Below are 25,092 nucleotides of genomic sequence, written 5' to 3' on the forward strand. Positions count from 1 at the left end.
GTTCAATTGTCAGTCCCAGGCCTCAGCCCACCGAGCCTTCCAGCGAGATGCCGATCAGCTTCTGCGCCTCGACGGCGAATTCCATCGGCAGTTCCTGGATCACTTCCTTGACGAAGCCGTTGACGATCAGTGCGATCGCCGCTTCTTCCGGAATGCCGCGTTGCAGGCAGTAGAACAGCTGATCCTCGGAAATCTTCGAGGTCGTCGCCTCGTGCTCGAACTGTGCGGTCGAGTTCTTCGCCTCGATATAGGGAACCGTATGGGCGCCGCACTTGTCGCCGATCAAGAGCGAGTCGCACTGCGTGAAGTTGCGGGCGTTCTCCGCCTTGCGATGCGCCGAGACCTGACCGCGATAGGTGTTGTCCGAAACACCGGCAGCGATGCCCTTGGAGATGATGCGGCTCGACGTGTTCTTGCCGAGATGGATCATCTTGGTGCCGGAATCCACCTGCTGGTGACCGTTCGACACGGCGATCGAGTAGAACTCGCCGCGCGAACCGTCGCCGCGCAGAATGCAGGACGGGTATTTCCAGGTGATCGCCGAACCGGTCTCGACCTGCGTCCAGGAGATCTTCGAGTTCTTGCCGCGGCAATCGCCGCGCTTGGTCACGAAATTGTAGATTCCGCCCTTGCCGTGCTTGTCGCCCGGATACCAGTTCTGCACCGTCGAATACTTGATCTCGGCGTCATCGAGCGCGATCAGTTCGACGACTGCGGCGTGAAGCTGGTTCTCGTCGCGCTGCGGCGCCGTGCAGCCTTCGAGGTAGGAGACATAGGCGCCCTCGTCGGCAATGATCAGCGTCCGCTCGAACTGGCCGGTGTTTCGCTCGTTGATGCGGAAATAGGTCGAAAGCTCCATCGGGCAACGAACGCCCTTCGGCACATAGACGAAGGAACCATCGGTGAAGACCGCGGAGTTCAGGGTCGCGTAGAAGTTGTCCGACTGCGGCACCACGGTACCCAGATACTTCCGCACGAGATCGGGGTGCTCCCGCATCGCCTCCGAGATCGACATGAAAATCACGCCGGCCTTCTTCAACTCTTCCTTGAAGGTGGTGACGACGGAGACGGAGTCGAACACCGCATCGACGGCGATCTTCGTCTTCTCGACGCCGGCGAGGATCTCTTGCTCTTTCAGCGGAATGCCGAGCTTCTCATAGACCTTCAGCAGCTCCGGATCGACCTCGTCGAGCGACTTCGGCCCGGTCGTGCCCTTCGGCGCGGCATAATAGTGGATCTCGTTGAAGTCGATCTTCGGATACTTGACACGCGCCCAGCTCGGCTCGTCCATAGTGAGCCAACGCTGATAGGCCTCAAGGCGCCATTCGAGCATCCATTCCGGTTCGTTCTTCTTCTCGGAGATCAGGCGGATGATATCCTCGGACAGGCCCTTCGGCGCCTTGTCCATCTCTATCTTCGTCTCGAAGCCGTATTTGTATTGGTCCACGTCGATCTGGCGGACCTGATCAATGGTCTCCTGCACGGCAGGCATGTCGCTCTCCAATCTCGCCGGATCCAAGGTCCGGCGGCTTGTCAACGCGGTGCAATATGTGCGCACCGCTTATGTAATGGCTAAAAGGCGGTTTTCACCCCGTTTGCCAAGCGGAAAATTGCTTTTCCGCAATTTCGTTCAAGGCATTCCGCATTCACGCGGCCTGCCCGGTCGAGCGGCGCCGCGACGCCACTTTCGCGAAAACTGCCGCACAGCGTTCGATCTCCGCTTGCGTCGTGGACGCACCGATCGAAAGACGCAGGGCGCCCTGTCGCGGATCATAGCCCATCGCCGTCAGCACATGACTCTGTCCAACCTTGCCGGAAGAGCATGCAGAACCTGCCGAGAGGGCCACGCCTTCCAAATCGAAGGCAATCTGGCCAGTCTCCGCCTTCAGCCCGGGAAGCGTGAAGAAGGACGTGTTGGCGATCCGCGGCGCGTTGCGGCCGTGGATCACCACATCCGGCGCGCTTTCCAGCATCTCTGCCTCGAGCCGATCGCGCAGAACGGCGATTGCGGTCGTGCGCGCCTCGAGGTTATCGGTAGCCACCCGCGCAGCCGCCCCGAAACCGACGAGCGCCGGAGCGTTCTCGGTGCCGGAGCGATGGCCCTTTTCCTGGCCGCCGCCGCGGATCAAGGGTGCCGGCATCATCACCTCGCCGCGGGCGACGAGGGCACCGGCCCCCTTCGGCCCACCGATCTTGTGCGACGAGACTATGAGGAAATCGGCACCCAGGTTCTCGATCGACAGCGGCAGCCGGCCCGCCGCCTGCACGGCATCGACGACCAGCAGCCCGCCATGGGCATGCGCGATCGCGGATACTTCGGCGATCGGCTGGACGATCCCCGTCTCGTTGTTGGCGAGCATGACGGCCACCATTGGCAGGCCACGCTGGCGGTCATGCGCCGAGAGCAACGTCTCGAGCGCGACGCAGTCGACAACGCCGCCGCTCGTGACCGGCACTTCGCAAATATCGTCCCGGGCAAAACGTCCGCCCTCGCGAACCGCCGGATGCTCGATCGCAGAAACATAGAGCTTGCCGAGTTTCAGCGGCGTGCGTCCCATCAGGAATTCCGGCGTCAGGACCATATTGGCCGCTTCCGTGGCGCCGCTGGTGAATATCACCGAGGCGGGCTGCGCACCGCAAAGCACGGCAACGTCCCGCCGCGCGCTCTCGATCATGCCGCGAACCGCCCGACCCTCGCCGTGAACGGATGAGGGGTTGCCAACCGCATCGAGCGCAGACAGGAATGCTTCTCGCGCTTCGGGCAGAAGCGGCGCTGTCGCATTCCAGTCCATGTATATGCGCGGTCCGGTCATTGCTTCCTTCGCTAGAGCAGACGGTTCAGTCCGTGCAATCGATGCCGTTGCATTTTTCTTGAATTTTCCGCGCCGCTTGTCCTATGAGACGGACGAACGCGGCGGAGTGCCCGCATCGAAGTTTTGAACGGTTCTAAAGTGCGTTCTAGAAAAGCTGACTGCTTTCGTCAAGACAGATTGGCATCGAGAACGACGATTTGAACCAGAAACGTTCCCGGAGAACCAATGCCCGAAATCATCTTCAACGGACCGGCCGGCCGCCTCGAAGGTCGCTATCAGCCTTCGAAGCAGAAGAGCGCACCGATCGCGATCATCCTGCATCCGCATCCGCAGTTCGGCGGAACGATGAACAACCAGATCGTCTACCAGCTCTTCTACATGTTCCAGAAGCGCGGCTTCACGACCTTACGGTTCAATTTCCGCGGCATCGGCCGCAGCCAGGGCGAGTTCGATCACGGTGCGGGCGAGCTCTCCGATGCGGCCTCGGCGCTCGACTGGGTGCAGAGCCTGCATCCCGACTCGAAGAGCTGCTGGGTGGCCGGCTATTCGTTCGGCGCCTGGATCGGCATGCAGCTTCTGATGCGCCGCCCGGAAATCGAAGGTTTCATGGCGGTTGCGCCCCAGCCGAACATCTATGATTTCTCGTTCCTGGCGCCCTGCCCGTCGTCGGGTCTCATCATCAATGGCGACTCCGACAAGGTCGCGCCGGAGAAGGACGTGAACAGCCTCGTCGAAAAGCTGAAGGCGCAGAAGGGTATCCTGATCACCCACAGGACCGTTACCGGAGCAAACCATTTCTTCAATGGCCAGATCGAGACGCTGATGACGGAATGCGAGGACTATCTCGACCGTCGCCTTAACGGAGAGCTGGTGCCGGAGCCCGCTGCCAAGCGCATCCGCTGAGCCGCGCCACATCATCCTTCACTCGGCCCGGAGATCGCAATCGGTTTCCGGGCCGTTTTATATCTACCGTTATTGTCGCCCCACGCGAAGGGAGCCGACCGGCTCGCCGGTTGCCGGCTGTTCGGCGCATTCCACCCGATTCCGGCCGCCGGCCTTGGCGGCGTAGAGCGCCTTGTCGGCGCGCTGCATGGCCGCTTCCAGTGACTCCCCAAGAACAAGGGCGGCAACGCCGAAGCTCGCTGTTATCGTGACGCTTTCAGGCAATCCGTCGATCCGGGTCGATGCGAGCGCCGCGCGCATCCCATGCGCGAGCACGCGGGCTTCCGCCAGGCCGAGGCGCGGAAGAAACACGGCAAATTCCTCGCCACCCAACCGCGCCGCTACCGCCCGGCTCGGCATGAGCTCCACGAGCACCCGTGAAAACTGTCCGATGACCCCGTCGCCGGCATGATGTCCATAGGTATCGTTGACCAGCTTGAAACGGTCGAGGTCGGCAAGGATGAGGGTGCCCGGACCGTCGGCGCCAGCGGTTTCGAGAACGGACGTCAGGCGATCGACAAAGCCGCGGCGGTTGTAGAGGCCCGAAAGAGCATCGAGCTCCGAACTGGCGCGGGCCTCGTCGATGATTTCCTTGACCATCACCCCGAGCATTGCGATGCCGGTCGCAACGATCAGCATCGCCCCGAGTGCCTGCGAAATCAGCGCGAAAGGGGTGCCGAGATAGTCGGACGCCGTGGCGCCCGCCCCGGCGGCAATAGCGGCGTAGATTTTCACCAAATAGTAGACCGAGGTCAGAACCAGAAGGCCGCCTAGGATCCAGTCGGCCGGGAACCTGCGCTTCGACCTGACGATCGTCGAAGCGGACCAGATCTGGATGACGAAGAACGGCAGCTGATAGAAGAAGGCGTGCTTAATCGTTCCGCGCGGCAGGTCGTAGATCAGCAGATCGAGGATCACCGAAGCGAGAAAGAAGCCGGCCAAGAGCGGCAGGCGCGTCGGCACGCGGTAGAAAAGCCCGAGTGCGATGCGGATCAGAATGAAGCCGGCGAGCACGCTCGCAAAGGCGCCGACAGCAAAAAGCTTCGGTACGACCGAGAAGGGCAAGGCGGTCTCGAACACGGCCGAGAGCGAGGCGACAGTGAAGCCGGCGGCGCACCAGATCGCCGGTTTTTTTTCACGGCTCTTCGCCGCGATGATGAGAAAGGCCACGACGAAGATCTGGGCGATGATGAAATTCACCGCCAGCAGGGAAATCGCTCCACCCATCAATAAGATCCGAACAACATCAGGAGCCGACCATGTGCTCCGCAATTAAACCAATCAGAAATGCGCGCAGATTAGCGGCCTCGCACGAAGAAATCATTAAACCGCCCCGGCGTTTGTGCCCGTCGACGCGGGCGCCGGCCTCGCCAACATTCCGCCGCTTACCGGCCGGATGACGCCCGTAGTCGCGGGATAGCTCAACGGCAGCCCGCGCAACGATCTTACGGCCAAGTAGGCCCAGGCTTCGGCTTCCATCGAATCGCCGTTCAGACCCAGCGCCTCGGCCGCAAGCACGCGTCCGCCTGCTGCTTCTGCAAGCAAGGCCAGGTCCTGCATGATCACAGGATTGAGGCGGCCGCCGCCGCAGACAATGTAAGTCGCCGGCATTTGCGGAAGATGAGCTGCCGACCGGACTATGGCGGCCGCTGTCACATGCGCCAAGGTGCGGGCCCCGTCTTCAAGGCTCGCCTCTGCAGCGATCGGCGGCGAAAAGTCGTTGCGGTCGAGCGAGCGGCGCTTTTCCAACGAGAAGAAGGGATGAGCGAGGTAGCGCTCGGCAAGCTCCGGCAGCACCGACCCTTCGGCTGCAACCATGCCGCCCTGGTCATAGGGAATTCCGGCATGCGCCTCCATCCACTGGTCGATCAACGTGTTTCCCGGTCCGCTGTCATAGGCAATGATAGCCTCGCCTGCACCGATGTAGGTGATGTTGGAAATGCCGCCAATATTGACGAAGGCGACGGGCGCGTCGATGTCCGAGCTCTGCGACATGCTTTCCGCCAACGCGGCATGATAGGCCGGTATCAGCGGCGCCCCCTGGCCGCCATGCGCCATGTCGTTCGCCCGCATGTCGTAGACCACGTCGGTCAGCGTTTCCCGCGCCAGCAGCTCTCCATCCCCGACCTGCACGGTCAGGGCTTCGTCGGGACGGTGGAGGACCGTCTGTCCATGGAAACCTATTACATCAACATTGCCGGACAATAGATTGTTTTCCTTGAGGAATGCCTTGACCGCCTGTGCGTGCAGCAACGTCATGTCCCGCTCGAGGTCCGCCAGCGTCCCCGGTCGCTCGTCCCTTTTGCGGATCGACCTGGCATCCTCGAGCCCCTGCTTCAGCCGGTCCCGGAAGCGCGGCTCATAGGCATATCCCGATGACGGTCCCCTTCGAACGATCGTTTCGCCGTCGGTCTCGAGGAGAGCAACGTCGATACCATCCATGCTCGTGCCGCTCATGAGGCCGATCGCCGTCAACACCTTGCCCATGGACGTCCTCCACGCTTTCCGTTGCCACCGGTCATAGCAAAACGCTGCCCCAGCAAAAACGTGCACTTTCGACAAAACAGTGATAAACGCCCGCCGCAGACGTCCAAACAAGCCGAAAGAGACAGCTTATGTCCGAGTTCAAGTCCGATTTCCTACACACGCTTCACGAACGCGGTTTCATCCACACCACATCGGATGATGCCGGCCTCGATGAGCTGTTCCGAAAGGAAACCGTGACCGCGTATATCGGCTTCGACCCGACGGCCCCGAGCCTGCATGCGGGCGGACTTATCCAGATCATGATGCTGCACTGGCTTCAAGCGACGGGTCATCGCCCGATCTCGCTCATGGGCGGCGGCACCGGCATGGTCGGCGACCCGTCCTTCAAGGACGAGGCACGGCAGTTGATGACCCCGGAAACCATCGCTGCCAATATCGCGAGTATCAAGACCGTCTTCTCCAACTATCTTCGCTATGGCGACGGCCCGACTGACGGATTGATGATCAACAACGCCGATTGGCTGCTGGGTATCAACTACCTCGAGTTCTTGCGAGACGTTGGCCGCCACTTCTCGGTTAACCGCATGCTTTCCTTCGACAGTGTCAAAACGCGCCTCGATCGCGAGCAGTCGCTGTCGTTCCTCGAGTTCAACTACATGATCCTGCAGGCCTACGATTTCGTGGAGCTATACAAGCGGACCGGCTGCCGCCTCCAGATGGGCGGCTCGGACCAATGGGGCAATATTATCAACGGCATCGATCTCGGCCATCGCATGGGTACGCCGCAGCTCTATGCGCTGACTTCACCGCTGCTGACGACTGCCTCGGGCGCCAAGATGGGCAAGTCGGTCAATGGCGCCATCTGGCTCAATCCCGACATGCTCGGCTCCTATGATTTCTGGCAATACTGGCGCAATACAGAGGACGCCGACGTCACGCGCTTCCTGAAGCTCTACACGACGTTGCCGATGTCGGAAATCGAGCGACTGTCCAAGCTCGGCGGCTCCGAAATCAATGAGGTGAAAAAGATCCTGGCGACCGAAATCACCGCCATGCTGCATGGTCGGGCAGCCGCGGAGCAGGCAGCCGAAACGGCCCGCAAGACCTTCGAGGAAGGCGCGCTTGCGGAAAACCTGCCGTCGATCGAGGTCCCCGCTCCTGAGCTCGAATCGGGTCTCGGCCTGCTGACGCTGGTGGTGCGCGCCGGCCTTGCGGCATCGAACGGCGAGGCTCGCCGTCACGTGCAGGGTGGAGCCGTCCGCGTCAACGACGAGCAGATCAATGACGAGCGCCGCGTCGTCGGAAGCGGCGACGTCACCGGCGACGGTGTCGTCAAGCTGTCGCTCGGCAAGAAGAAACACATTCTGGTGCGGCCCGTCTGAACGGCCCCCCAGCGTCAATCGATGAAGGCCGGCCGCTGCGCCGGCCTTTTTCATTGAAACTCGAAAATGCTGCGGAACACGCCCGGGGCGATGAGCGACAGCGGATTGATCGTCAGATTCGGCTGGTTGAAGGGTCCGGTCAGTTTGAAGGTGATGCCGAGAAGGCCGCGGTCGCGACCGTTACCGAGCAGGACGCCGATCAGCGGCAACTCGCCGAACAACCGGTTGATGCCATAGGCCGGCATGAAGGTGCCGGTCATGTCCATGCGGCCGTTTCTGTCGCGGACCGTGCCCTGGAAGGTGGCACCGACATCGAGCCCGCGCAGCACGCCGCTGTCGACCCGGATGACGCCGCGATCGAGGAGGAGCTGGGCGAAGCCTCGCTCGAAACGGGCCGTGCTCACGTCGATATCCCTGCGCACCGCCTGGTTGAGGCTGCGGCCATCCTGGCCGGCCGGCGTCGAGACCATCGACTGCAGCTTCTGTTCGCCAACGAGCGAAAATTTCCGCAGATCGACAGTGCCGCGCCAAGACCTGGCGCCGCGGTCCCGGAGCCGCAGGTTCAACAGGCCGCCGCGCATGTTCCGATAGATATCGGTGAAGCGCCCGAGAGCGCCGGCGTCGCTCGTCGTCAGCTCCAACGTGTTGTCCGGCCCCTCTTTCACCAGCCTGGCGACCACGGCCTGCCCGCTTGCGGTTAGCGCCGACAGATCAATATCGTCGATTTCTTGACCGCGGGCAGAATGGGAGAATCTCACATTGGAAAAGACCTCACCATTGAAGCCGACGACGCGGTCGAGCCGGGCGCTGATCCTTACATTGCCATCGTCTCCGGAACCGGATTCGCTCTTCGCCCGCGCCAGGGGCAATCTGATATCCGCGGAAGAACCGGTGAGGGCGACCACATAACCGCCCTTGGCCCGTTCGACCGTCACGGCGAAATCGTCTCCCGCCGCCAGGCGCACGTCATGCAATCGGGCCGATGCGAGGCCGCCGTCGTTGACGCGGAGATTGCCACCCGCACCAAATCCGTCACCCTTTATGCTGAAATCACTTATCTCCGTGAGCGCTTCGCTTTTCCTCACCGTGAATTCCGCATTGGCCGCAATGCCGGCGCCTTTGCTCCAGCCGATCCACGGCAGCGACAGAGCCGCCTTTCCGAGATCGGCTTTCACAGACTGGCTGCCGTCATCCGAAAGCGACACCTCAACGCCGACCGGTCCGCTGACGATGCCCGACAAGGCAGGGGCGATCTTGCGACGCGCCGCGTCGTCGAGCGTTCCGGAGATCTCGCGTGTGCGCGTCACATTCGCCTTGGCATCCACCGGTTCGGTCAGCGCGATGCGCATTTCCGCGCCGTCGATCAGGGCATCGGCATCGAGAACCGCTCGGTTGTTGTCGATCCGCATGGTTCCGGACAGATCGGCGATTTCGCGGCCGGAAACCGGACGGTTTATCGTCACCTTCTGCAACTGCATTTCCGCCTGCCACAAGGGCGGCGGCGGGTTCTGATTTGAAATCAGTCCGAAGCGGGCTCCGACCAATGCCGTCATCGGTCCGGTGAAATCCTCGGGCAGGAAGGGCGTCTTCTGTAACGCCCGGATCGGCTTGTAGCTGACAAGCTCGGCAATGGAGTCGGCCTCGCCGCCCACCTCGATCTTCATTTCCGCCATCAGCGGTTTGCTGTAGACATCCGGAATCACGAAGTCGCCGCCGTTCAGCGCCACGGACCGGCCGGAGGGGAAAAAGGCGGCCCCGCGGCCAACCTGGACCGTCATTCGCTCGCCACGCAATTCGAAGTGCCCGGAGGTGTCGCGCAGCGGCGGAATTTCGCCGGCGATGTTGATTCGCGTGTTGTCGATCGAGAAGTTGATATTGAGCTCGTTTTCATTGAGCTTCAATTCGCCATCGCTGCCGGCAATTCTGCCCTCCGGGATGGAGACCTCTATCTGCGCATCCGACACCGTCCCGCCGAAGAGATTGCCGATCGCCCATCGCCGCGCACCCTTGGCCACCCACCAGGGCCATAATTGCTTGACCGCCGTCGGCTGCATCCGATCGCTCACCGCGGCGAAGTTGATCTGGGGCGAGGTGTCGCCGAAGGCGACCGCGAGCGAACCCGCCATGGACCCCAGCGGACTGGAGATTGCCAGCTCATCGAAGATCAGCCGATGGCTACCGGTCTCGAATCGGCCATTCGCCTTGGCGTCGAAGGAGAGCGGCCGTTCCTGCATGTCTTCCGGGGCGGAGCTCGCGTCTTTCAACAGCAGGTCGACGGCAAAGCCCGGCTGGCTTCCTTCGGAAACCTTGTCGAGGTCGATCAAGGCGCCGGTAAAGGGAAAAACCGAGCGTCCGATCTTGACCGCTGACGGAAGGATCTCGACCGAAGAGCGGTCGAAGTCGTAAGAGGCGTTCAGTTCCGACGGCCTGAGCGCCGAGACTAGTCCTCCGGCATGAAACGCCCCTTCAGACGTTCTGATGCCGACCGTCAAAGCCGGAGTGGCGCCCACCGCTGCACGGGTTGCCTTCAAGCTGACCTCGGCCGAAGCATCAATTCCGAAGGCTTCTTCGCTGCCGGACTTGCCGTGATAGAGAAAGGGCGAGAGCGGCAGGGAGGTGAAAACCGCCTCGATGCCGGCGATGCTGTCGCCCTGGCCGTGGGCCCTCGCCTCGAGCTGCGCCTCCTTGCCGTCTATGGCAACGGAGCCGTCGACGCGGATGGAGCCGTCGTCATCGCGCGCGAAGGCCAGCGTCCTGACATCGATCGGAACGATCCGGCCGCGGGTCCCCGCCATCGACAGGCTCAGATTCGAAAGCTGAACGGTCCTCGTCGAACTTCGCGCGGTCAGCCGCGACATGGCGTCGATATGGGTGAACAGCTTTTCGAGAGCCGTGCCGGTGTCGGCAATGCGAATCGCCGTGAGGTCTATGGGCTCGCCGCGCGGCAAGAGGCCGGTATCGAGCTCGCCGCCCTCCGCCTCCAGCCGCGACACGGCGATGCGGCCGGTCATCAGCGCAAGGGGATCGAGCGCGATCGAGACTGCCGCCAGCTTGGCGACCGGGCGCCCGGAGGCATTGTCGTTCAACGTGACGCCGCGCGCCTTCAGCGCCAGCGCCCCGCGACCGGTGAGACGGACAACCGTGCTTTCGACATCCGCCTTGTAGTTGGCGCCAAGGGCGGTGTTGAGCGCCGTGCGCGCGCGGGCATTCAGAGGACCGTCGACCAGGCCGCTCTCGATCACCGCGACGAGCGAGGCAACTGCGACGAAGACGACAAGCAAACAGCAGAGCAGAAGCTTGGCGAAGAGACGCAGCATGCCACCCGAGACGTGGGTGTGCACGAGGACCGGGTCGTGGGCCTGGGCCGAGGGAAGCGCGTCCAGTGCGACGATGTCTTCCTTGCGAAAGCAAACCCTTTCGCCGCGGATGTCACTCATCGGCGCGGGTTTCCTCCACCTGCTTGCTGCATTGCATTCTTCCTATCCGGACAGACATCGTGTACGCCCGGGGTCGTTCCTATCCTGTAGATCACAAATCGCCGGACCAAGTCACCACGCTTCGCTGTGGTTGCTTGTGGAAAGCGCGCGACGGCCATCCCTGGCATCCGAAGATGCTCGATCCAGGCGCGGCCTTTGTCTTGCGACATGGCATTCATTATGGCTCGTAGCCACAAGAGCCGTCGGACAGCTGTCAAAGCAGCCGCAAACGCACTGGACGGACCCCGACGAACTTGGGTATCCCCTATGTGCGAAATGTCGATAAAACTTGGCGTAAGAAAGGCTTAAACATGGCACCTTTGCGGCCCGGCGATCCTGCTCCGGATTTCGAGCTCGCCCGCGACGGCGGCGGCTCGATTTCATTGTCCGCGCTTCGCGGCAAGCCGGTGGTGTTGTTCTTCTATCCCAAGGACGACACCAAGACCTGCACCGTCGAAGCGATATCGTTTTCCGGTCTCTCTAAGGAATTCACCGCGGCCCGTGTCGCGCTGATCGGCATCTCGCCCGACTCGGTCAAGAGCCATGACCGCTTTGCCAAGAAGCACGACCTCGCTGTCGCGCTCGCGGCGGACGAAGACAAGGCCGTCGTCAACGCCTACGGCGTGTGGGCGGAAAAAAGCATGTATGGCCGGAAGTATATGGGTGTCGAACGGACAACCTATCTGATCGATGCAGCCGGCATCATCAGCCGCGTCTGGGAAAAGGTTAAAGTTGCGGGACACGCCGAGGAAGTTCTCGCCGCGGCGAAAACTCTCCGCACTGCCTGAACTGATGGCTGTGCTGCCGCAATTTACCAGCCTGCGCGGTGCCGCTGTGGAAGCGATCCGTGCAAGCGACCTGACCGTCAAAACGGAACTCGCGCAGGAGGCCGCACGCCGCTGGCAGGCGCGAACGCTCTCCCTGCGCTCGCCGCTCGATCGGCTGGTGCCCGCAAGGCCTGGGCGGCCGGAAAGGCCCATCCTCACGCCGCCGACGCAGGTCAAGCGGCGTTCCCTCGGCTCATTGAAGGGCCGAATCGCCCTCCTTCACGCCATTGCCCATATCGAACTGAATGCCGTCGATCTCGCGCTCGATATCGTCGCGCGCTTCGCCACTGAGCCCGTGCCGCAATCCTTTTTCGATGGATGGATGCAGGTCGCGTTCGAGGAGGCCAAGCATTTTCGCCTGGTGCGGCAGAGGCTCAACGATCTGGACGCGGACTATGGCGACCTGCCCGCCCACGACGGACTGTGGCAGGCGGCCCACGACACGCGCAACGATCTGACCGCCCGGCTGGCCGTCGTGCCGCTCATCCTCGAGGCGCGCGGCTTGGACGTCACTCCGGCGCTGCAGGCGAAGATGCGCGAGACCGGCGATCATCAAAGCGCTGCCGTTCTCGACGTCATCTATGAGGACGAGAAGGGCCACGTCGCGGTCGGCGCGAAATGGTTCCGCTTCCTCTGCGCGAGGCAGAAGAAGGACCCGGCCGCCACGTTCCAGGCACTGGTGCGTGCGAATTTCCGCGGGCCGCTGAAGGCGCCCTTCAACGACGTGGCGCGCGCCGAGGCCGGCCTGACGCCGTCGTTCTACCGATCGATGACGGCCTCCACCAACATCTGACGAAAAACACCAACACTTTATTAACCCTAATAAAGTGTAATCACCCTTGGGGCAAAACGCGAGTTTGGGTCGCATCTGGCGGGGGTGACGGGGTGTCTATTCGTCCGGAAAACGGGGGGTTCGGCAAACGCAGGGAAAGTCACGTTCTGATTCTCGCGAGCGGAGACAGGGTCCGTCACATGACGATCCGGCCCTGGATGGCCGCCGGCGTCACGTCGCTCATCGGCATCTTCGGCATCGGCTATCTCGCCGCGACCACCTATCTCGTGCTGCGCGACGATCTGATCGGCGGCACGATCGCGCGCCAGGCGCGCATGCAGCATGAATACGAGGACCGAATCACGGCGCTTCGCGCGCAGGTCGATCGTGTGACGAGCCGGCAGTTGCTGGACCAGCAGATCGTCGAAGAAAAGGTCGACAAGCTCCTGCAGCAGCAATTGGAGCTTGCCTCTCGCAGCGGCAGGCTCGGCACATTGGCAGAGAACGCCGAACCGCCGACGGGCGGAGACGCGGCAGCACTGCCGGAGGCCGAGCCCCTCGCCTACGGGGATCGCGCCGAGGCGCCAGGCGGGATCAAGGCGATCGAAGAGATCATGGGCATCGCGGCAAAGAAGGCCGTGGTACCAGCACGGGCCTTGGCACTGGGCTATGCGCCGCAAGCGCAGTCGAACGGCCAAGGGGAAACGATCTCGGATCGAACGGATCGCATCTTTTCAAAGGTGACCCTCTCGCTGAAAGACGTCGAACGCGACCAGATGGCCCATGTGCTGCAATTGACGAGCAAGGCACAGACAACCTCCGAAGCGATCCGGACGATCGTCGAGCGTACAGGCGTCGTTCTTCCGGCTCCGAAGGCCGTCGCCAGTTCCACCGCTGCGGCTTCGCCCGATGGAACGGCGGTCGGCGGGCCCTATATCGAGCCGCAGAGCCACGACGACTTCGAGCGGTCGCTCGCCACGCTCGACAGCGCCCTTGTCGGTCTGGAGGAGACCCGCAACGCTGCGCGAAAGCTCCCTCTCGAAAGCCCCGCGCCGGCCAGCGACGTCACCAGCAGTTTCGGAAATCGTCTGGATCCGTTTCTCGGACGATTGGCGCTCCACGCCGGAATCGACTTCCGCGCCGCGACCGGCACACGCATTCGCTCGACCGCAGCGGGAACCGTGACGACCGCCGGGCACGCGGGCGGCTACGGCAACATGATCGAGATCGACCATGGAAACGGCGTCTCGACGCGTTATGCGCACCTCGCCAGTATCCTCGTGCATGTCGGAGATCGGGTCGAAACCGATCAGGTTATCGCCCAATCAGGCAGCACGGGACGGTCGACGGGTCCGCACCTGCACTACGAGGTCCGGCTGAACGGCCTGGCCGTCGATCCGATGCGCTTCCTACGCGCCGGTACAAGGCTCGCCGGCTATCTGAACTAACGCATAAATCGCCGTCGACGCGGTCGGCCGTTGACAAGAAAAGCAAAAGATTCGCATCCATTTACGGTGCGAAGGGTCAACGTGCTGGATTTCTTGACTTTCGGCGCCTTTCGTCTTAAGAGCGCCGCCACAGGATGGTGATTTTCCATCGATCGATCAGTGTTCTATTGAACCGGAACGGAAACAGATTCCCCTTTGACCAATTTTGCTGACCTTGGCCTGAGCCAAAAAGTTCTCTCCGCTGTTACTGACGCGGGCTACACAACGCCGACACCGATCCAAGTAGGCGCCATTCCGCCGGCCCTTCAGCGTCGCGACATCCTCGGCATCGCGCAGACCGGCACGGGCAAGACGGCGTCCTTCGTGCTGCCGATGTTGACGCTCCTGGAAAAGGGCCGCGCGCGTGCACGCATGCCGCGCACCTTGATCCTGGAGCCTACCCGTGAGCTTGCGGCGCAGGTTGCAGAGAACTTCGACAAGTACGGCAAGAATCACAAGCTCAATATTGCGCTCTTGATCGGCGGCGTCTCCTTCGACGAGCAGGACCGCAAGCTCGAGCGCGGCGCCGACGTTCTGATCTGCACGCCCGGCCGCCTGCTCGATCATGTCGAGCGCGGCAAGCTGCTGATGACCGGCGTGGAAATCCTCGTTATCGACGAGGCCGATCGCATGCTCGACATGGGATTCATCCCGGATATCGAGCGGATCGCGAAGCTTATTCCCTTCACCCGGCAGACGCTGTTCTTCTCAGCAACCATGCCGCCGGAAATCCAGAAGCTTGCTGACCGGTTCCTGCAGAACCCTGAGCGGGTGGAAGTCGCCCGCCCTGCCTCGGCGGCAATCACCGTGACGCAGCGCTTCGTCGCCGCGCACGGAAAGGATTACGAAAAGCGCGCCGTGCTGCGGGATCTCATACGCGCTCAGGGCGAACTCAAGAACGCGATCATCTTCTGCAACCGCAAGAAGGACGTCGCCGAGCTCTTCCGCTCGCTCGACCGCCATGGCTTCTCGGTTGGTGCACTGCACGGCGACATGGACCAGCGCTCTCGCATGGCGATGCTGGCCAGCTTCAAGGACGGCAATATCCAGTTGCTCGTTGCTTCGGACGTCGCGGCGCGCGGGCTCGACATTCCGGACGTCAGCCACGTGTTCAATTTCGATGTGCCGATCCACGCGGAAGACTATGTGCACCGCATCGGCCGTACCGGCCGGGCGGGACGCTCCGGCGCCTCCTTCACGATCGTGACGAAACGCGACACGAAGTTCTCCGACGCCATCGAGAAACTGATCGGCCAGAAGGTCGAGTGGATGAACGGAGACCTTTCCGAACTGCCCGAGCCGATGGAAAGCCATGACAGCCGGCGCGAGCGCGGCCGCGACGGCCGCAGGGATCGCAAAAAAGATGTGGAACGCGCTGGCCGGGCGCGCGGCGATCATAAATCCGATACGGCCCGTGTCGATAATGTGACCGAATTCGAACCAGTCGCGGAAAGGGCGGAAGCGGTGAAACCGGAACGTAGTGCCGACAACAGGCAGAGCCATGCGAGCCGCAACGATCGTCCGGGCCGTGCGCAGAACGCCGCCAATGACGACAATCGCGATCGTCGTAACCGCAACCGCCGCGATCATGACGATGGCCCGACGCCTGTCGGCTTCGGCGACGAGATTCCAGCCTTCATGCTGATCGCCGGCAAGGCGTGACAGTCGCTCCATGGCATTCCCCGGCATCGATTTTCCGGGCCTCGGCTGCGGGCTCGCGATTTTGCGGGACGGCAAGATCCTTCTCTGCCGGCGCCTGAAGGCACCGGAGGCCGGCCACTGGAGCATCGTCGGCGGCAAGGTCGACCACATGGAGCGCGCGGAGGATGCCGCACGCCGGGAAGCGGAAGAGGAAAGCGGCCTCTCGATCCGTTCGACGCGGTTTCTCTGCATCAGCGAGCAGATGATCGAGGCCGACCGGCAGCACTGGATCTCGCTGATCTATGCGACGGATGATTTTTCCGGCGAGCCGCGCCTCACCGAACCGGACAAGCTTTCCCACATAGGCTGGTTCGATCTTACCGCCCTGCCCCAGCCACTATCCCGCTTCGCGGCGGATGCCGTGCGCGCGCTTGGGTAAGGCTTGTTCCGCGCACTCACTTCTTCGCCCTGAGCGCGGCTGAATAGGCCAGCTTCACCCAGCGGGCCATCTCGTCCGGATCGTCATAGGCCGAATCAGGAATGCTCCAATAGGGCATTTTCACCGGCTTGCCCTTGCCGTCATAGGCCCATTGCCGGGCGCCGGCCTCCTCCAGCTGCAGAGCCGTTTCGGCGTCACCCTTCAGAAGGATCTCCCCGTCGACCTCGACGGCGAGAATGACGCCATCGCAATAGATGCCCTTGCCGCCGAACATGCGGCGAATGCTGATCGGCCCCAATGTCTGAAACATCTCCTCGATCGCGGGATTGTCCATCGCTCACTCCTTCAATGTGCCGCCGGCGGCCAGGACTGCTTCGGGCGTATCGACATCGAGGCGCGCGGCGGCGCCCAGTTCAACATCGATCACCGGAAGACCACAGCTTTCGATTATATCCCTCGCCCCCACATCGCCTACGAGGTGCCGTACCGCCGCGAAGGTGGATCGCGGCAGGATGACCGGATTTCCGCGCTGTCCCTCGGAAACCGCTCGCACGACGGCACTGCCCGATTCACCGTCGAAAGCCGCAATCATCGTTGCGAGATGCTCCGACGTGACACCCGGCATGTCTGCCAGCATCACCAGCATGCCGCCCGCTTCCGCTCCCGCGGCCGACAGACCTGCAATGAGCGACGACGCCATGCCGCTCTCGTAGTCGGGGTTCGAGGCAAACGTCACCGGCAGGCCGGATAGTGCAGCCCGGATCTCGCCCTCGCGGTAGCCGGTGACCACCACGACCTTGCCTTTGCCGCCAGCCAGTGCCGTCACGACGGAGCGGCGAACGAGCGGCACGCCATCAAACTCGGCAAGAAGCTTGTGCCGCCCCGCTGGTCCCATTCGGCTTGCCCGGCCGGCGGCCAGCACGACGATCGCGACCGGACCTGACTGCGGCCGGATTGCTGTTTCCCGCGGCTGCGGCCGCGCCGGGATCTCCTTCAGCAAACCACCGACGCCGAGTCCGGTAATGTCGGCCGGGCTCGGCCACTCGCCGGCGAGCAGCCGGTCGAGGATCCAGTCGAAGCCATTTTCCTTCGGGCTGCGGGCGCAGCCGGGCGCACCGATGACGGGGATTTCGCCCAGGCGGCCAAGAACGAGCAGATTGCCCGGGTCGACGGGCATGCCGACGTGCTCGACGGTCCCGCCGGCGCGCCGGATCGCGGCCGGCACCACATCTTCAGGGTCGGCGACGGCGGAAGCGCCGAAGACGATCAGCAGGTCGTGTGAAGCCTTAAGTTCGGCGATCGCCCCCGCGACGGCCGTCTCGGTGTGAGGGAGACGACGCTCCGTGTCCAAGCTGCTGCCGGATTGAGCGAGCCGCGCCGCCAGCACAGCACGCGTCTTGTCCATTACCTGGCGCTTCAGCGACGGCAATTCGGTTGCAATCAAGGCGGCGCGTCGCGGCACAAAGGGTTTTACTTCAAAGGCGGGGCCGGCGCGAAGCACGGCAACTGCTTGCTCGACGAAATGTCCCGCCACCGCCAGTGGAATGATCTTGATCGTCGCCACCATGTCACCCGTACTGACGGGGACATGGTCGGCAAGACAGGCAAGCGTGATCGCCGGATCAATGCGGTTCACTTGATCGACAATAGTATCATTTGCGACGAAAAGGCCCGGCGCTGTCGAATACACATTGACGCGGCCGGTCGCGGCTGGCGAGAGACGCAGATGGTCCGGGGCGATGGCGGCGGCGATCCGAGTCGCGGCCTCATCTTCCGTGAGATCGTCGAAATCCAGTCGGGCAACGATGACTTCCCGGATATTGGCGTCGTCAAGCATGGCGAGATCATCCGGGCTCAGGCGATGGCCTTTCGCCAGCTTGCCTGCCTCTGTCTTGACGGAGTGCGCCAGAATTGCGCCTTCCGCTTGCGCAAGCGGCACAGGACCAAACCTCATGTTGCGTGCCCCTGTTCTTCGGGATCGCGATGGCGGAGGGCGCCGATGATTTGCGCAAGGACGGCGACGGCGATTTCGGCGGGGCTCGCCGCGCCGATATCAAGGCCGATCGGCGCCCTGATGCGGCCGATTTCCTCTTGCGAGACGCCCGCCGACCGCAATCTCTCGACGCGCGCCGCATGGGTCTTGCGGCTGCCGAGCGCGCCGACATAGAAGCAGCCCGCCTCGAGGGCGGCCCGGATCGGATAGTCGTCGATCTTCGGGTCGTGGGTGACGGCGGCCAGGGCCGTATAGCGGTCGAGCGGTCGCGTCGGCAGAACATCTTCCGGCCAATCCGCCAGAAGCTCGATGTCCTGGAAGCGCTCCGCCGTCGCGAAGGCGGTGCGCGGGTCTATGATGGTCATGTCGAAGCCGGCGACCGGCGCCAGCCGCGCAAGCGCCTGGGAGATATGAACGGCGCCGATGACAACCAAGCGCGGCGGCGGCAGGTAGACGTTGATGAAGGCGGGTTGGTCGTCGAGCGTCGCAAGTTTGGGACGACCCGACCGAAGCGTTTCAGAGATGGCGGCCTCCCATTCGGCCGGGAATGCTTCGCCCTCGATGAAGGCCTGCGCGCGGCCGCTCGAAATATCATTGACGACCACGGCGGGCCGCCGTGCCGACCGCGCCTCGTTCAGCTTCTCAAGAGTGGACAGTTGCATGGTCTCAGCCGTCTATTCGCTCAACATAGACCCGGATCCGGCCGCCGCAGGATAGGCCGACCCGCCATGCCGTTTCGTCGGCGACGCCGAATTCGAGAACCTTCGAGACGCCTGACGCGATCACGTCGGCCGCTTCGCTGACGACGGCGCCTTCGACGCAACCGCCGGACACAGAGCCTTCGAAATTGCCCTCGCCGTCAATGACCAGATGGCTGCCGACTGCGCGGGGCGCGGAGCCCCAGGTCTCGATGACCGTCGCCAATGCCACGGCCCGGCCTTGCCTGTGCCATGCCTCGGCAATCTCCAATGGGTCGAGCATCTTCGCTTCGTTCGTCATATTGTTGGTACTCCCGCTGGTCCCCTCTTAGATCATGATGATCTAAGCGCAGTTCAACCCATCTCATTGCTTCAAGTCGCAGGCCGGAGCGCGGCTCGCCATGGATCAAGGAAGCGCCGTGGGTCGGCGTCGCGCCTCCGCTCGCCGGACAGGGACTTTACCAGTTCTTCGACGGATTCCAGATTGTGCACGGTCCGAAATTCATCGACATGCGGCAGCATTGCCCTGACACCGCGGGCCCGCGCCTCGAAGCCCTCGAAGCGGAGCAGCGGATTGAGCCAGATCAGTCGGCGGCAGGAGCGATGCAGGCGATCCATCTCGATCTCAAGTTGCACCGTGTCGTCACGCTCGAGGCCGTCGGTCATCAAGAGGACGATAGCGCCCTGCCCCAGGACACGCCGAGACCAACGACGGTTGAACTCGTGCAGCGTTTCGCCGATGCGGGTACCGCCCGACCAGTCCTTGACCGCAGCGACGCATTCGTCGAGCGCCTCGTCGGGATCACGATTGCGCATTTGGCGGGTGACGTTCGTCAGCCGCGTGCCGAAGAGAAAAGTCTCAACGCGGTGGCGCTCTTCTGTCAGTGCATGCAGGAAATGCAGGAACACCCGCGTATACTGCGTCATCGAGCCCGAAATATCCGCAAGCACGACGAGCGGCGGATGCCTGAGACGCGGCTCCCGGAAGCGAGGCTGGATGAACTCGCCGCCGAGCCGCATGGCATCGCGCATGGTCGCGCGCGGATCGATCCGGGCCGGCCGATGGGACGGGCGGAAGCGCCGTGTCTTGACCCGATCGAAGGGCAGGAGCAGCGACGACATCGCCCTACGCGCCTCGGCGATTTCTGCGGCCGTCATCTGCGCAAAATCCGCCTTGCGAAAGAGCTCCCGGCCTGAGGCGGTGAAGCGCGCGTCGATTTCGATCTGCTCCTCCTCACGAGCCTGTCGAGTGTCGTCCCGGCCGCTCAGGAGCGCTTCGCTAAGGCGTGCCTCGCCGGCTCGCCGCCGCCGATCATCTCTTACGCGTGCAGGGGCGACGGGCGACAATAGCGCGATCATCTTGCGGACGAGATCGCGCTTGCGCCAGAACAGGCGGAACGCTTCATCAAAGAGCGGCTGGTCCTCGTGCCTCTTCACCAGCGTGCATTGCAGCGCGGCGTAGAACTCCGGGCGCGATCCGATGCCAATTGCGCCGACCGCTTCGATGGCGTCCGCAATCGCGCCCGGACCGATCCGCATGCCTGCCCGTCGCAGCGCCCGGGCGAAGAAGACAATGTTGTCGGCAAACTGCCCGCGGTCCGGGCGATGGCTAACTCCCGCGGCATCCGGCGCGCCCGTCATGGTGTCAGCCCTCAGCCGAAAGTTCGCGCTTGACCTCTTCGAGCAACCTGCGCCCTTCAGCGCCCTCTATCCGGGAGATGTCATCCTGATACTTGAGCAGCGTTCCAAGCGTATCGGCGAGGGTCTCCGGATCGAGCGCCAGCGCATCGAGCTCGGTCAGCGCCGTCGCCCAGTCGATCGTCTCCGCGACGCCGGGATTCTTGAAGAGATCGACCGTCCGGAGCTTCTGGACATAAGCGACGATCTCCCGGGAGAGCGTCGCATTGCAGCCCGGCACCTTGCGCCGGATGATCTCCAGCTCCTGTGACGCGCGGGGATAGTCGACCCAATGATAGAGGCAGCGGCGCTTCAAGGCGTCGTGGATTTCGCGCGTCCGGTTGGTGGTGATGATGACGATCGGCGGCTCCTCGGCGCGGATCGTTCCAAGCTCGGGAATGGTCACCTGGAAGTCCGAAAGAACCTCGAGGAGGAAAGCCTCGAAGGCCTCGTCGGTGCGGTCGAGCTCGTCGATCAGAAACACCGGTGCGCGGCCAGCATTCGCCGAGATCGCCTGAAGCACCGGACGCCGGATGAGGAAGCGTTCCGAGAAAATGTCGCTTTCCACCCTTTTCCGGTCGACCATGCCTGCGGCCTCCGAAAGGCGGATTTCCAGCATTTGCGCCGGGTAGTTCCATTCATAGACGGCGGATGCGACGTCGAGCCCCTCATAGCATTGCAGCCGGATCAGCGGTCGATCGAGCGAGCGGGAGAGCACCTTGGCGATTTCGGTCTTGCCGACCCCGGCTTCTCCTTCGAGAAAGAGCGGGCGCTTCATCCTGAGTGCCAGGAAAAGAACGGTGGCGAGAGCGGTTCCGGCGAGATAGTTCTCCGATTCCAGCAGCGCCATCGTCTCGTCGATGGACTGGGGCGTTCTGCCTGTCTCGTGTTTCGCCATGTTCGCTCCTCTGCCGAGGAAAATTATAGCGTGCGGTATCCCCGGTCCACATAAATGAGCGGTGGTGTCTTTTCGCCGATCCGTACGTCGACCACCTCGCCGAAGAGTATCGCGTGGGTAGCCATGATCTTCACTTCGATCAGACGGCAATCGAAGGCGGCGATGGCGTCGGCGAGAATTGGCGCCCCGGTCGCAAGCTGCGTCCAGCGGCCGAGGGCAAATCGGCGCTCCATCTCGAGTTGATCGCGTCCGGAAAAAGCATGGGCCAAGGCGAGATGCTGCCTGCCCAGGACGTTCAGTGCAAAACTGTCGTTGCGGAAGAAGATATCGTTGCGGGGATTTGCCGCATTGAGGCAGGCAAGGATCGTCGGAGGTTCGTCCGATACCGAACAGGAGGCAGTGATGGTAACGCCGCGCCGCTCGTCACTATCCGCTGCGGTGATCAACTGCACGTGATGAGACAGGCGGCTCATCGTATCGCGGTAGCTTATCGGGTCCAGCCGGGTCTTCTCCAACACATCACGCTCCGGATCGGTATCTCGCACATACATAGACTGTCGCAGGGAATATGAAACTAGGCCGACCGAGAATCTTGCCGATCAGCGCATACGCATGACGCAGATCGGGCGATCCCCCGTTCCTACCAGCATCTTTTCCTTTGACGAGTTGAGCCACTTCCTTAAAACATAACGTGCGATAGCGGGAAAAAACATGCTGAAATCAATTGGTACGACCCTTTTCGTCGCCGCGCTGACGCTGACCTCTCCCGCGCTTGCCGCCGGCCTGAAGATTGCCGTCGTCGCTCCCGCCGACGGACCGTTTGCGGCGCTCGGCAAGCAGATCACTGATGGCGCCGCCTTCCAGGCAGGCGACCGGGGAAGCGAGATCGTTCCCATCGCAGAAAGCTGCGATCCGGCAGGCGGCGAGGCGTTGACGAAGGCGCTGCTGGCCAGCGGTGCCGAGGCGGCGATCGGCTTTCTCTGCACCGAGAGCCTGGAAGCAGCTCTGCCGGCGCTGGCCGAGGCCGGGATACCCGCCATCACGCTTAGCGTGCGCTCGGACATTCTCATCGAGGACGCCCTCAAGAAGAAATGGCCGCTCTTCCGCCTGGCACCGAGCGGCAAGGCCGAGGCCGCGGCGATCACCGATGCGATCGTGACGAACTGGAGGGAAAAGCCGCTGGCCCTCATCGACGACGGAACGATTCACAGCCGCGAACTTGTCGAAAGCGTCCGTAACGCCCTTGCGGAGATCGGTATCACCCCCGTCTTCACCGACACCTACCGGCCGGCGCAGGAACAGCAGGTGAGTCTCGTTCGGCGCCTGGCGAAAAGCGGCGCGACGCATGTGTTCACCGGCGGCGACCGCAACGACACGGCCGTCATCGCCCGCGACGCGAAGGCGGAGAATGTTTCGATAACCTTGCTTGGCGGCGATACGCTGAACGCCGCGGATCTGGACGTGCCGCTGGAAAATGGCGTGCTGGCCGTTACCATTCCGGATCCCGCCCGGTCGAGCGAAGCAGCACCGGTCGTCACGGCAATGCGCGCCGCCAGGATTGAACCAGATGGTTACGTTCTCCCCGCCTTTGCAGCCGTGTCGCTTCTCGAGCAGGCGAAGGATCAAGCGGAGAAGGATGACAAGGCTGTTCTGGACGCTCTTTCGAAGGGCCCCTACGCGACCGTCCTCGGGCCGATCGGCTTCAACGGCAGCCATGAACGGGCCGAAAGCCCCTACCGGCTGATGCAATGGCGGGACGGCCGCTTCGTGGACGCGCCCGATGCAGGCAAGGCCGAGTGATGCGGAAGGGACCGACCAATCTGATCACCGACGTCGCGGGGATCCTGGTCGGCAACGCCGAGGATCACCGGCTGAAATCCGGCGTCACGGCCGTACTTTGCGACCCGCCGGCCACCGCCGCGGTTCAGGTCCTGGGCGGCGCACCGGGAACGCGTGAGACCGATCTCCTCGCCCCGCACAATACGGTCCAGACGGTCGACGCAATCGTACTTTCCGGCGGCTCAGCCTTCGGGCTGGACGCGGCCTCGGGCGCTCAGGCTGCATTGCGGCAAATGGGACGCGGCTTTCCCGTCGGCCCGCACCGGATCCCGATCGTTCCGGCGGCAATCCTCTTCGACCTGATGAATGGCGGAGATAAGGATTGGGGGCAATTCTCACCCTATCGCGACCTCGGCTATGACGCGGCACGCGCCGCGGCCGAGACCTTCGCGACCGGCAGTGCCGGCGCCGGAACGGGAGCACTCACGGCCACTTTCAAGGGCGGCCTCGGCTCCGCCTCGACCGTCCTCGCAAATGGCATCACCGTCGGTGCCCTTGTCGCCGTCAACGCGCTCGGCTCGGCAACCATCGGCGACACCCGCCATTTCTGGGCTGCCCCATTTGAACTGGATGGCGAATTCGGTGGGCTCGGTATGCCGTCTCCCTGGCCGCAGGATGCGGCGCAGCCGCGGCTCAAGTTCCGGGAGCGAGAGGCAGTAGCCGCCAACACGACGATTGCCGTCATCGCCACGGATGCGGTCCTCTCGAAGGCCGAGGCGAAACGCCTGGCGATTGCCGCCCATGACGGCTTCTCCCGAGCGCTGTGGCCGTCCCATACACCGCTTGACGGCGACCTCGTTTTCGCGCTCTCGACGGGCGCCACCGGCAAGACGCTGCTTCTGGAGGATTTCATCGACCTCGGCGCCGCCGCGGCGGCGACAATGGCCCGGGCGATCGCGCGGGGCGTCCACGATGCCATACCGGCCGCGAGCGATATCAAACCGGCCTGGTCGGCATTGGCCCTATGACGAAGGCCTGCCTTCGCATGTTGTTCGGCCGGTCGCGGAATGCTATGGGCGCGGGAAAGACCGGAGGCTTTTCATGACCCACCCCATTCGCATTGCCCCATCGATCCTGGCGGCCAACTTCTCCAAACTGGGCCAGGAGGTCCGCGACGTCGTCGGTGCCGGCGCCGATTGGATCCACCTCGACGTCATGGACGGGCATTTCGTGCCGAACATCACCTTCGGACCCGACGTCATCAAGTCGCTGCGCCCCTACACGGACGCGACCTTCGATTGCCATCTGATGATCGCGCCGGCCGATCCATTTCTCGAAGCGTTTGCCAAGGCCGGATGCGATATCCTGACTGCCCATGCCGAGGCAGGCCCGCATCTGCATCGTTCCCTCCAGATGGTGAAGGCACTCGGCAAGAAGGCCGGGGTCTCGCTCAACCCCGCGACTCCCGAAAGCGCCCTCGAATACGTCCTCGATACTGTCGATCTCATCCTGGTGATGACGGTCAATCCGGGCTTCGGCGGTCAGAAGTTCATCGCCGCGATGGAAGAGAAGATCCGCCGCATCAAGAAAATGGTCGGCAATCGGCCGATCGAAATCGAGGTGGATGGCGGCATCACGCCCGAGACCGCCGGCATCGTCACAGGGGCCGGCGCCAACGTGCTGGTCGCCGGCTCGGCGATCTTCAAGGGCGACTCCGTCGACGCCTACCGCGCCGCCATCGAGGCGATCCGCACGCCGGCCGAGAAGGGTCGGCGATGAGC

Annotated in this window: 22 protein-coding genes; 10 read left to right on the forward strand and 12 right to left on the reverse strand. The window is 63.1% G+C overall.

Annotation, left to right across the window (positions count from 1 at the left end):
• Nucleotides 1-22: 22 nt before the first annotated feature.
• Complete coding sequence (gene sufB, locus CO664_RS07830; RefSeq protein WP_097524810.1) at nt 23-1,492, reverse strand: Fe-S cluster assembly protein SufB; 1,470 nt, start codon at nt 1,490-1,492, stop codon at nt 23-25.
• 154 nt (nt 1,493-1,646) lie between these two features.
• Complete coding sequence (locus CO664_RS07835; protein ID WP_097538329.1) at nt 1,647-2,813, reverse strand: cysteine desulfurase family protein; 1,167 nt, start codon at nt 2,811-2,813, stop codon at nt 1,647-1,649.
• Between the two features lie 225 nt (nt 2,814-3,038).
• Between CO664_RS07835 and CO664_RS07840 the strand changes: the two genes are divergently transcribed.
• Entirely contained in the window at nt 3,039-3,716 is a 678-nt protein-coding gene (locus CO664_RS07840; RefSeq protein WP_037422116.1) for an alpha/beta hydrolase, read from the forward strand.
• 69 nt (nt 3,717-3,785) lie between these two features.
• Here CO664_RS07840 and CO664_RS07845 read toward each other — a convergent pair whose 3' ends face one another.
• Both CO664_RS07845 and CO664_RS07850 read right to left on the reverse strand, forming a co-directional pair.
• Complete coding sequence (locus CO664_RS07845) at nt 3,786-4,982, reverse strand: GGDEF domain-containing protein (RefSeq protein WP_097538330.1); 1,197 nt, start codon at nt 4,980-4,982, stop codon at nt 3,786-3,788.
• Between the two features lie 96 nt (nt 4,983-5,078).
• A complete protein-coding gene (locus tag CO664_RS07850; protein WP_097538331.1) occupies nt 5,079-6,242 on the reverse strand; it encodes an anhydro-N-acetylmuramic acid kinase in 1,164 nt (387 codons plus the stop codon).
• A 128-nt stretch (nt 6,243-6,370) separates the two neighbouring features.
• Here CO664_RS07850 and tyrS point away from each other — a divergent pair, with 128 nt between their 5' ends.
• Nucleotides 6,371-7,624 (forward strand): tyrosine--tRNA ligase, encoded by a 1,254-nt coding sequence (gene tyrS, locus CO664_RS07855; protein WP_097524806.1) that lies wholly within the window; start codon nt 6,371-6,373, stop codon nt 7,622-7,624.
• Between the two features lie 50 nt (nt 7,625-7,674).
• Here the strand turns inward: tyrS and CO664_RS07860 are convergent, their stop codons facing one another.
• A complete protein-coding gene (locus CO664_RS07860; RefSeq protein WP_097538332.1) occupies nt 7,675-11,061 on the reverse strand; it encodes an AsmA-like C-terminal region-containing protein in 3,387 nt (1,128 codons plus the stop codon).
• Nucleotides 11,062-11,411: 350 nt separating this feature from the next.
• On the opposite strand from CO664_RS07860, the gene CO664_RS07865 reads away from it, so the two are divergent.
• The 5 genes from CO664_RS07865 to CO664_RS07885 all read left to right on the forward strand — a co-directional run bounded on the left by CO664_RS07865 (nt 11,412) and on the right by CO664_RS07885 (nt 16,266).
• Nucleotides 11,412-11,888, forward strand: coding sequence for a peroxiredoxin (locus tag CO664_RS07865; protein ID WP_097524804.1), 477 nt, complete (start codon nt 11,412-11,414; stop codon nt 11,886-11,888).
• Nucleotides 11,889-11,892: 4 nt separating this feature from the next.
• On the forward strand, nt 11,893-12,720 hold the full coding sequence (locus CO664_RS07870; protein ID WP_097538333.1) for a ferritin-like domain-containing protein: 828 nt from the start codon (nt 11,893-11,895) through the stop codon (nt 12,718-12,720).
• A gap of 179 nt (nt 12,721-12,899) precedes the next feature.
• On the forward strand, nt 12,900-14,147 hold the full coding sequence (locus CO664_RS07875; protein ID WP_234820122.1) for a M23 family metallopeptidase: 1,248 nt from the start codon (nt 12,900-12,902) through the stop codon (nt 14,145-14,147).
• A 195-nt stretch (nt 14,148-14,342) separates the two neighbouring features.
• Nucleotides 14,343-15,848, forward strand: a complete 1,506-nt coding sequence (locus CO664_RS07880; RefSeq protein WP_037422097.1) for a DEAD/DEAH box helicase — start codon at nt 14,343-14,345, stop codon at nt 15,846-15,848.
• Nucleotides 15,849-15,858: 10 nt separating this feature from the next.
• A complete protein-coding gene (locus CO664_RS07885; RefSeq protein WP_037422094.1) occupies nt 15,859-16,266 on the forward strand; it encodes an NUDIX domain-containing protein in 408 nt (135 codons plus the stop codon).
• A gap of 16 nt (nt 16,267-16,282) precedes the next feature.
• On the opposite strand, the gene CO664_RS07890 is transcribed toward CO664_RS07885, so the two are convergent.
• The 7 genes from CO664_RS07890 to CO664_RS07920 form a co-directional block, all read right to left on the reverse strand.
• On the reverse strand, nt 16,283-16,600 hold the full coding sequence (locus CO664_RS07890) for a TfoX/Sxy family protein (RefSeq protein WP_037422091.1): 318 nt from the start codon (nt 16,598-16,600) through the stop codon (nt 16,283-16,285).
• 3 nt (nt 16,601-16,603) lie between these two features.
• Nucleotides 16,604-18,220, reverse strand: coding sequence for a molybdopterin-binding/glycosyltransferase family 2 protein (locus CO664_RS07895; RefSeq protein ID WP_097538335.1), 1,617 nt, complete (start codon nt 18,218-18,220; stop codon nt 16,604-16,606).
• Entirely contained in the window at nt 18,217-18,921 is a 705-nt protein-coding gene (locus tag CO664_RS07900) for an XdhC family protein (protein WP_097524800.1), read from the reverse strand. Before CO664_RS07900 ends, CO664_RS07895 begins: the two co-directional genes overlap by 4 nt.
• Nucleotides 18,922-18,925: 4 nt before the next feature.
• Nucleotides 18,926-19,258, reverse strand: coding sequence for an XdhC family protein (locus tag CO664_RS07905; protein ID WP_037422080.1), 333 nt, complete (start codon nt 19,256-19,258; stop codon nt 18,926-18,928).
• A gap of 71 nt (nt 19,259-19,329) precedes the next feature.
• A complete protein-coding gene (locus tag CO664_RS07910; protein WP_097538336.1) occupies nt 19,330-20,598 on the reverse strand; it encodes a VWA domain-containing protein in 1,269 nt (422 codons plus the stop codon).
• A gap of 4 nt (nt 20,599-20,602) precedes the next feature.
• Nucleotides 20,603-21,532: a MoxR family ATPase gene (locus CO664_RS07915; RefSeq protein WP_097538337.1), complete on the reverse strand. Its 930-nt coding sequence runs from the start codon at nt 21,530-21,532 to the stop codon at nt 20,603-20,605.
• Nucleotides 21,533-21,555: 23 nt separating this feature from the next.
• A complete protein-coding gene (locus CO664_RS07920; protein WP_037422072.1) occupies nt 21,556-22,083 on the reverse strand; it encodes a flavin reductase family protein in 528 nt (175 codons plus the stop codon).
• 160 nt (nt 22,084-22,243) lie between these two features.
• On the opposite strand from CO664_RS07920, the gene CO664_RS07925 reads away from it, so the two are divergent.
• From CO664_RS07925 to rpe, 3 genes are all read left to right on the forward strand, one after another.
• Nucleotides 22,244-23,332, forward strand: a complete 1,089-nt coding sequence (locus CO664_RS07925; protein WP_097538338.1) for a branched-chain amino acid ABC transporter substrate-binding protein — start codon at nt 22,244-22,246, stop codon at nt 23,330-23,332.
• Complete coding sequence (locus CO664_RS07930) at nt 23,329-24,339, forward strand: P1 family peptidase (RefSeq protein WP_176536513.1); 1,011 nt, start codon at nt 23,329-23,331, stop codon at nt 24,337-24,339. The genes CO664_RS07925 and CO664_RS07930 overlap by 4 nt, the downstream gene beginning before the upstream one ends.
• Before the next feature lie 73 nt (nt 24,340-24,412).
• Entirely contained in the window at nt 24,413-25,090 is a 678-nt protein-coding gene (gene rpe / locus CO664_RS07935; protein WP_097538340.1) for a ribulose-phosphate 3-epimerase, read from the forward strand.
• The last annotated feature ends 2 nt before the right edge of the window (nt 25,091-25,092 follow it).

Origin of the sequence: Sinorhizobium sp. NG07B (assembly GCF_002532005.1) — a bacterium.
GTDB classification, from domain to species: Bacteria; Pseudomonadota; Alphaproteobacteria; order Rhizobiales; family Rhizobiaceae; genus Sinorhizobium; species Sinorhizobium fredii_C.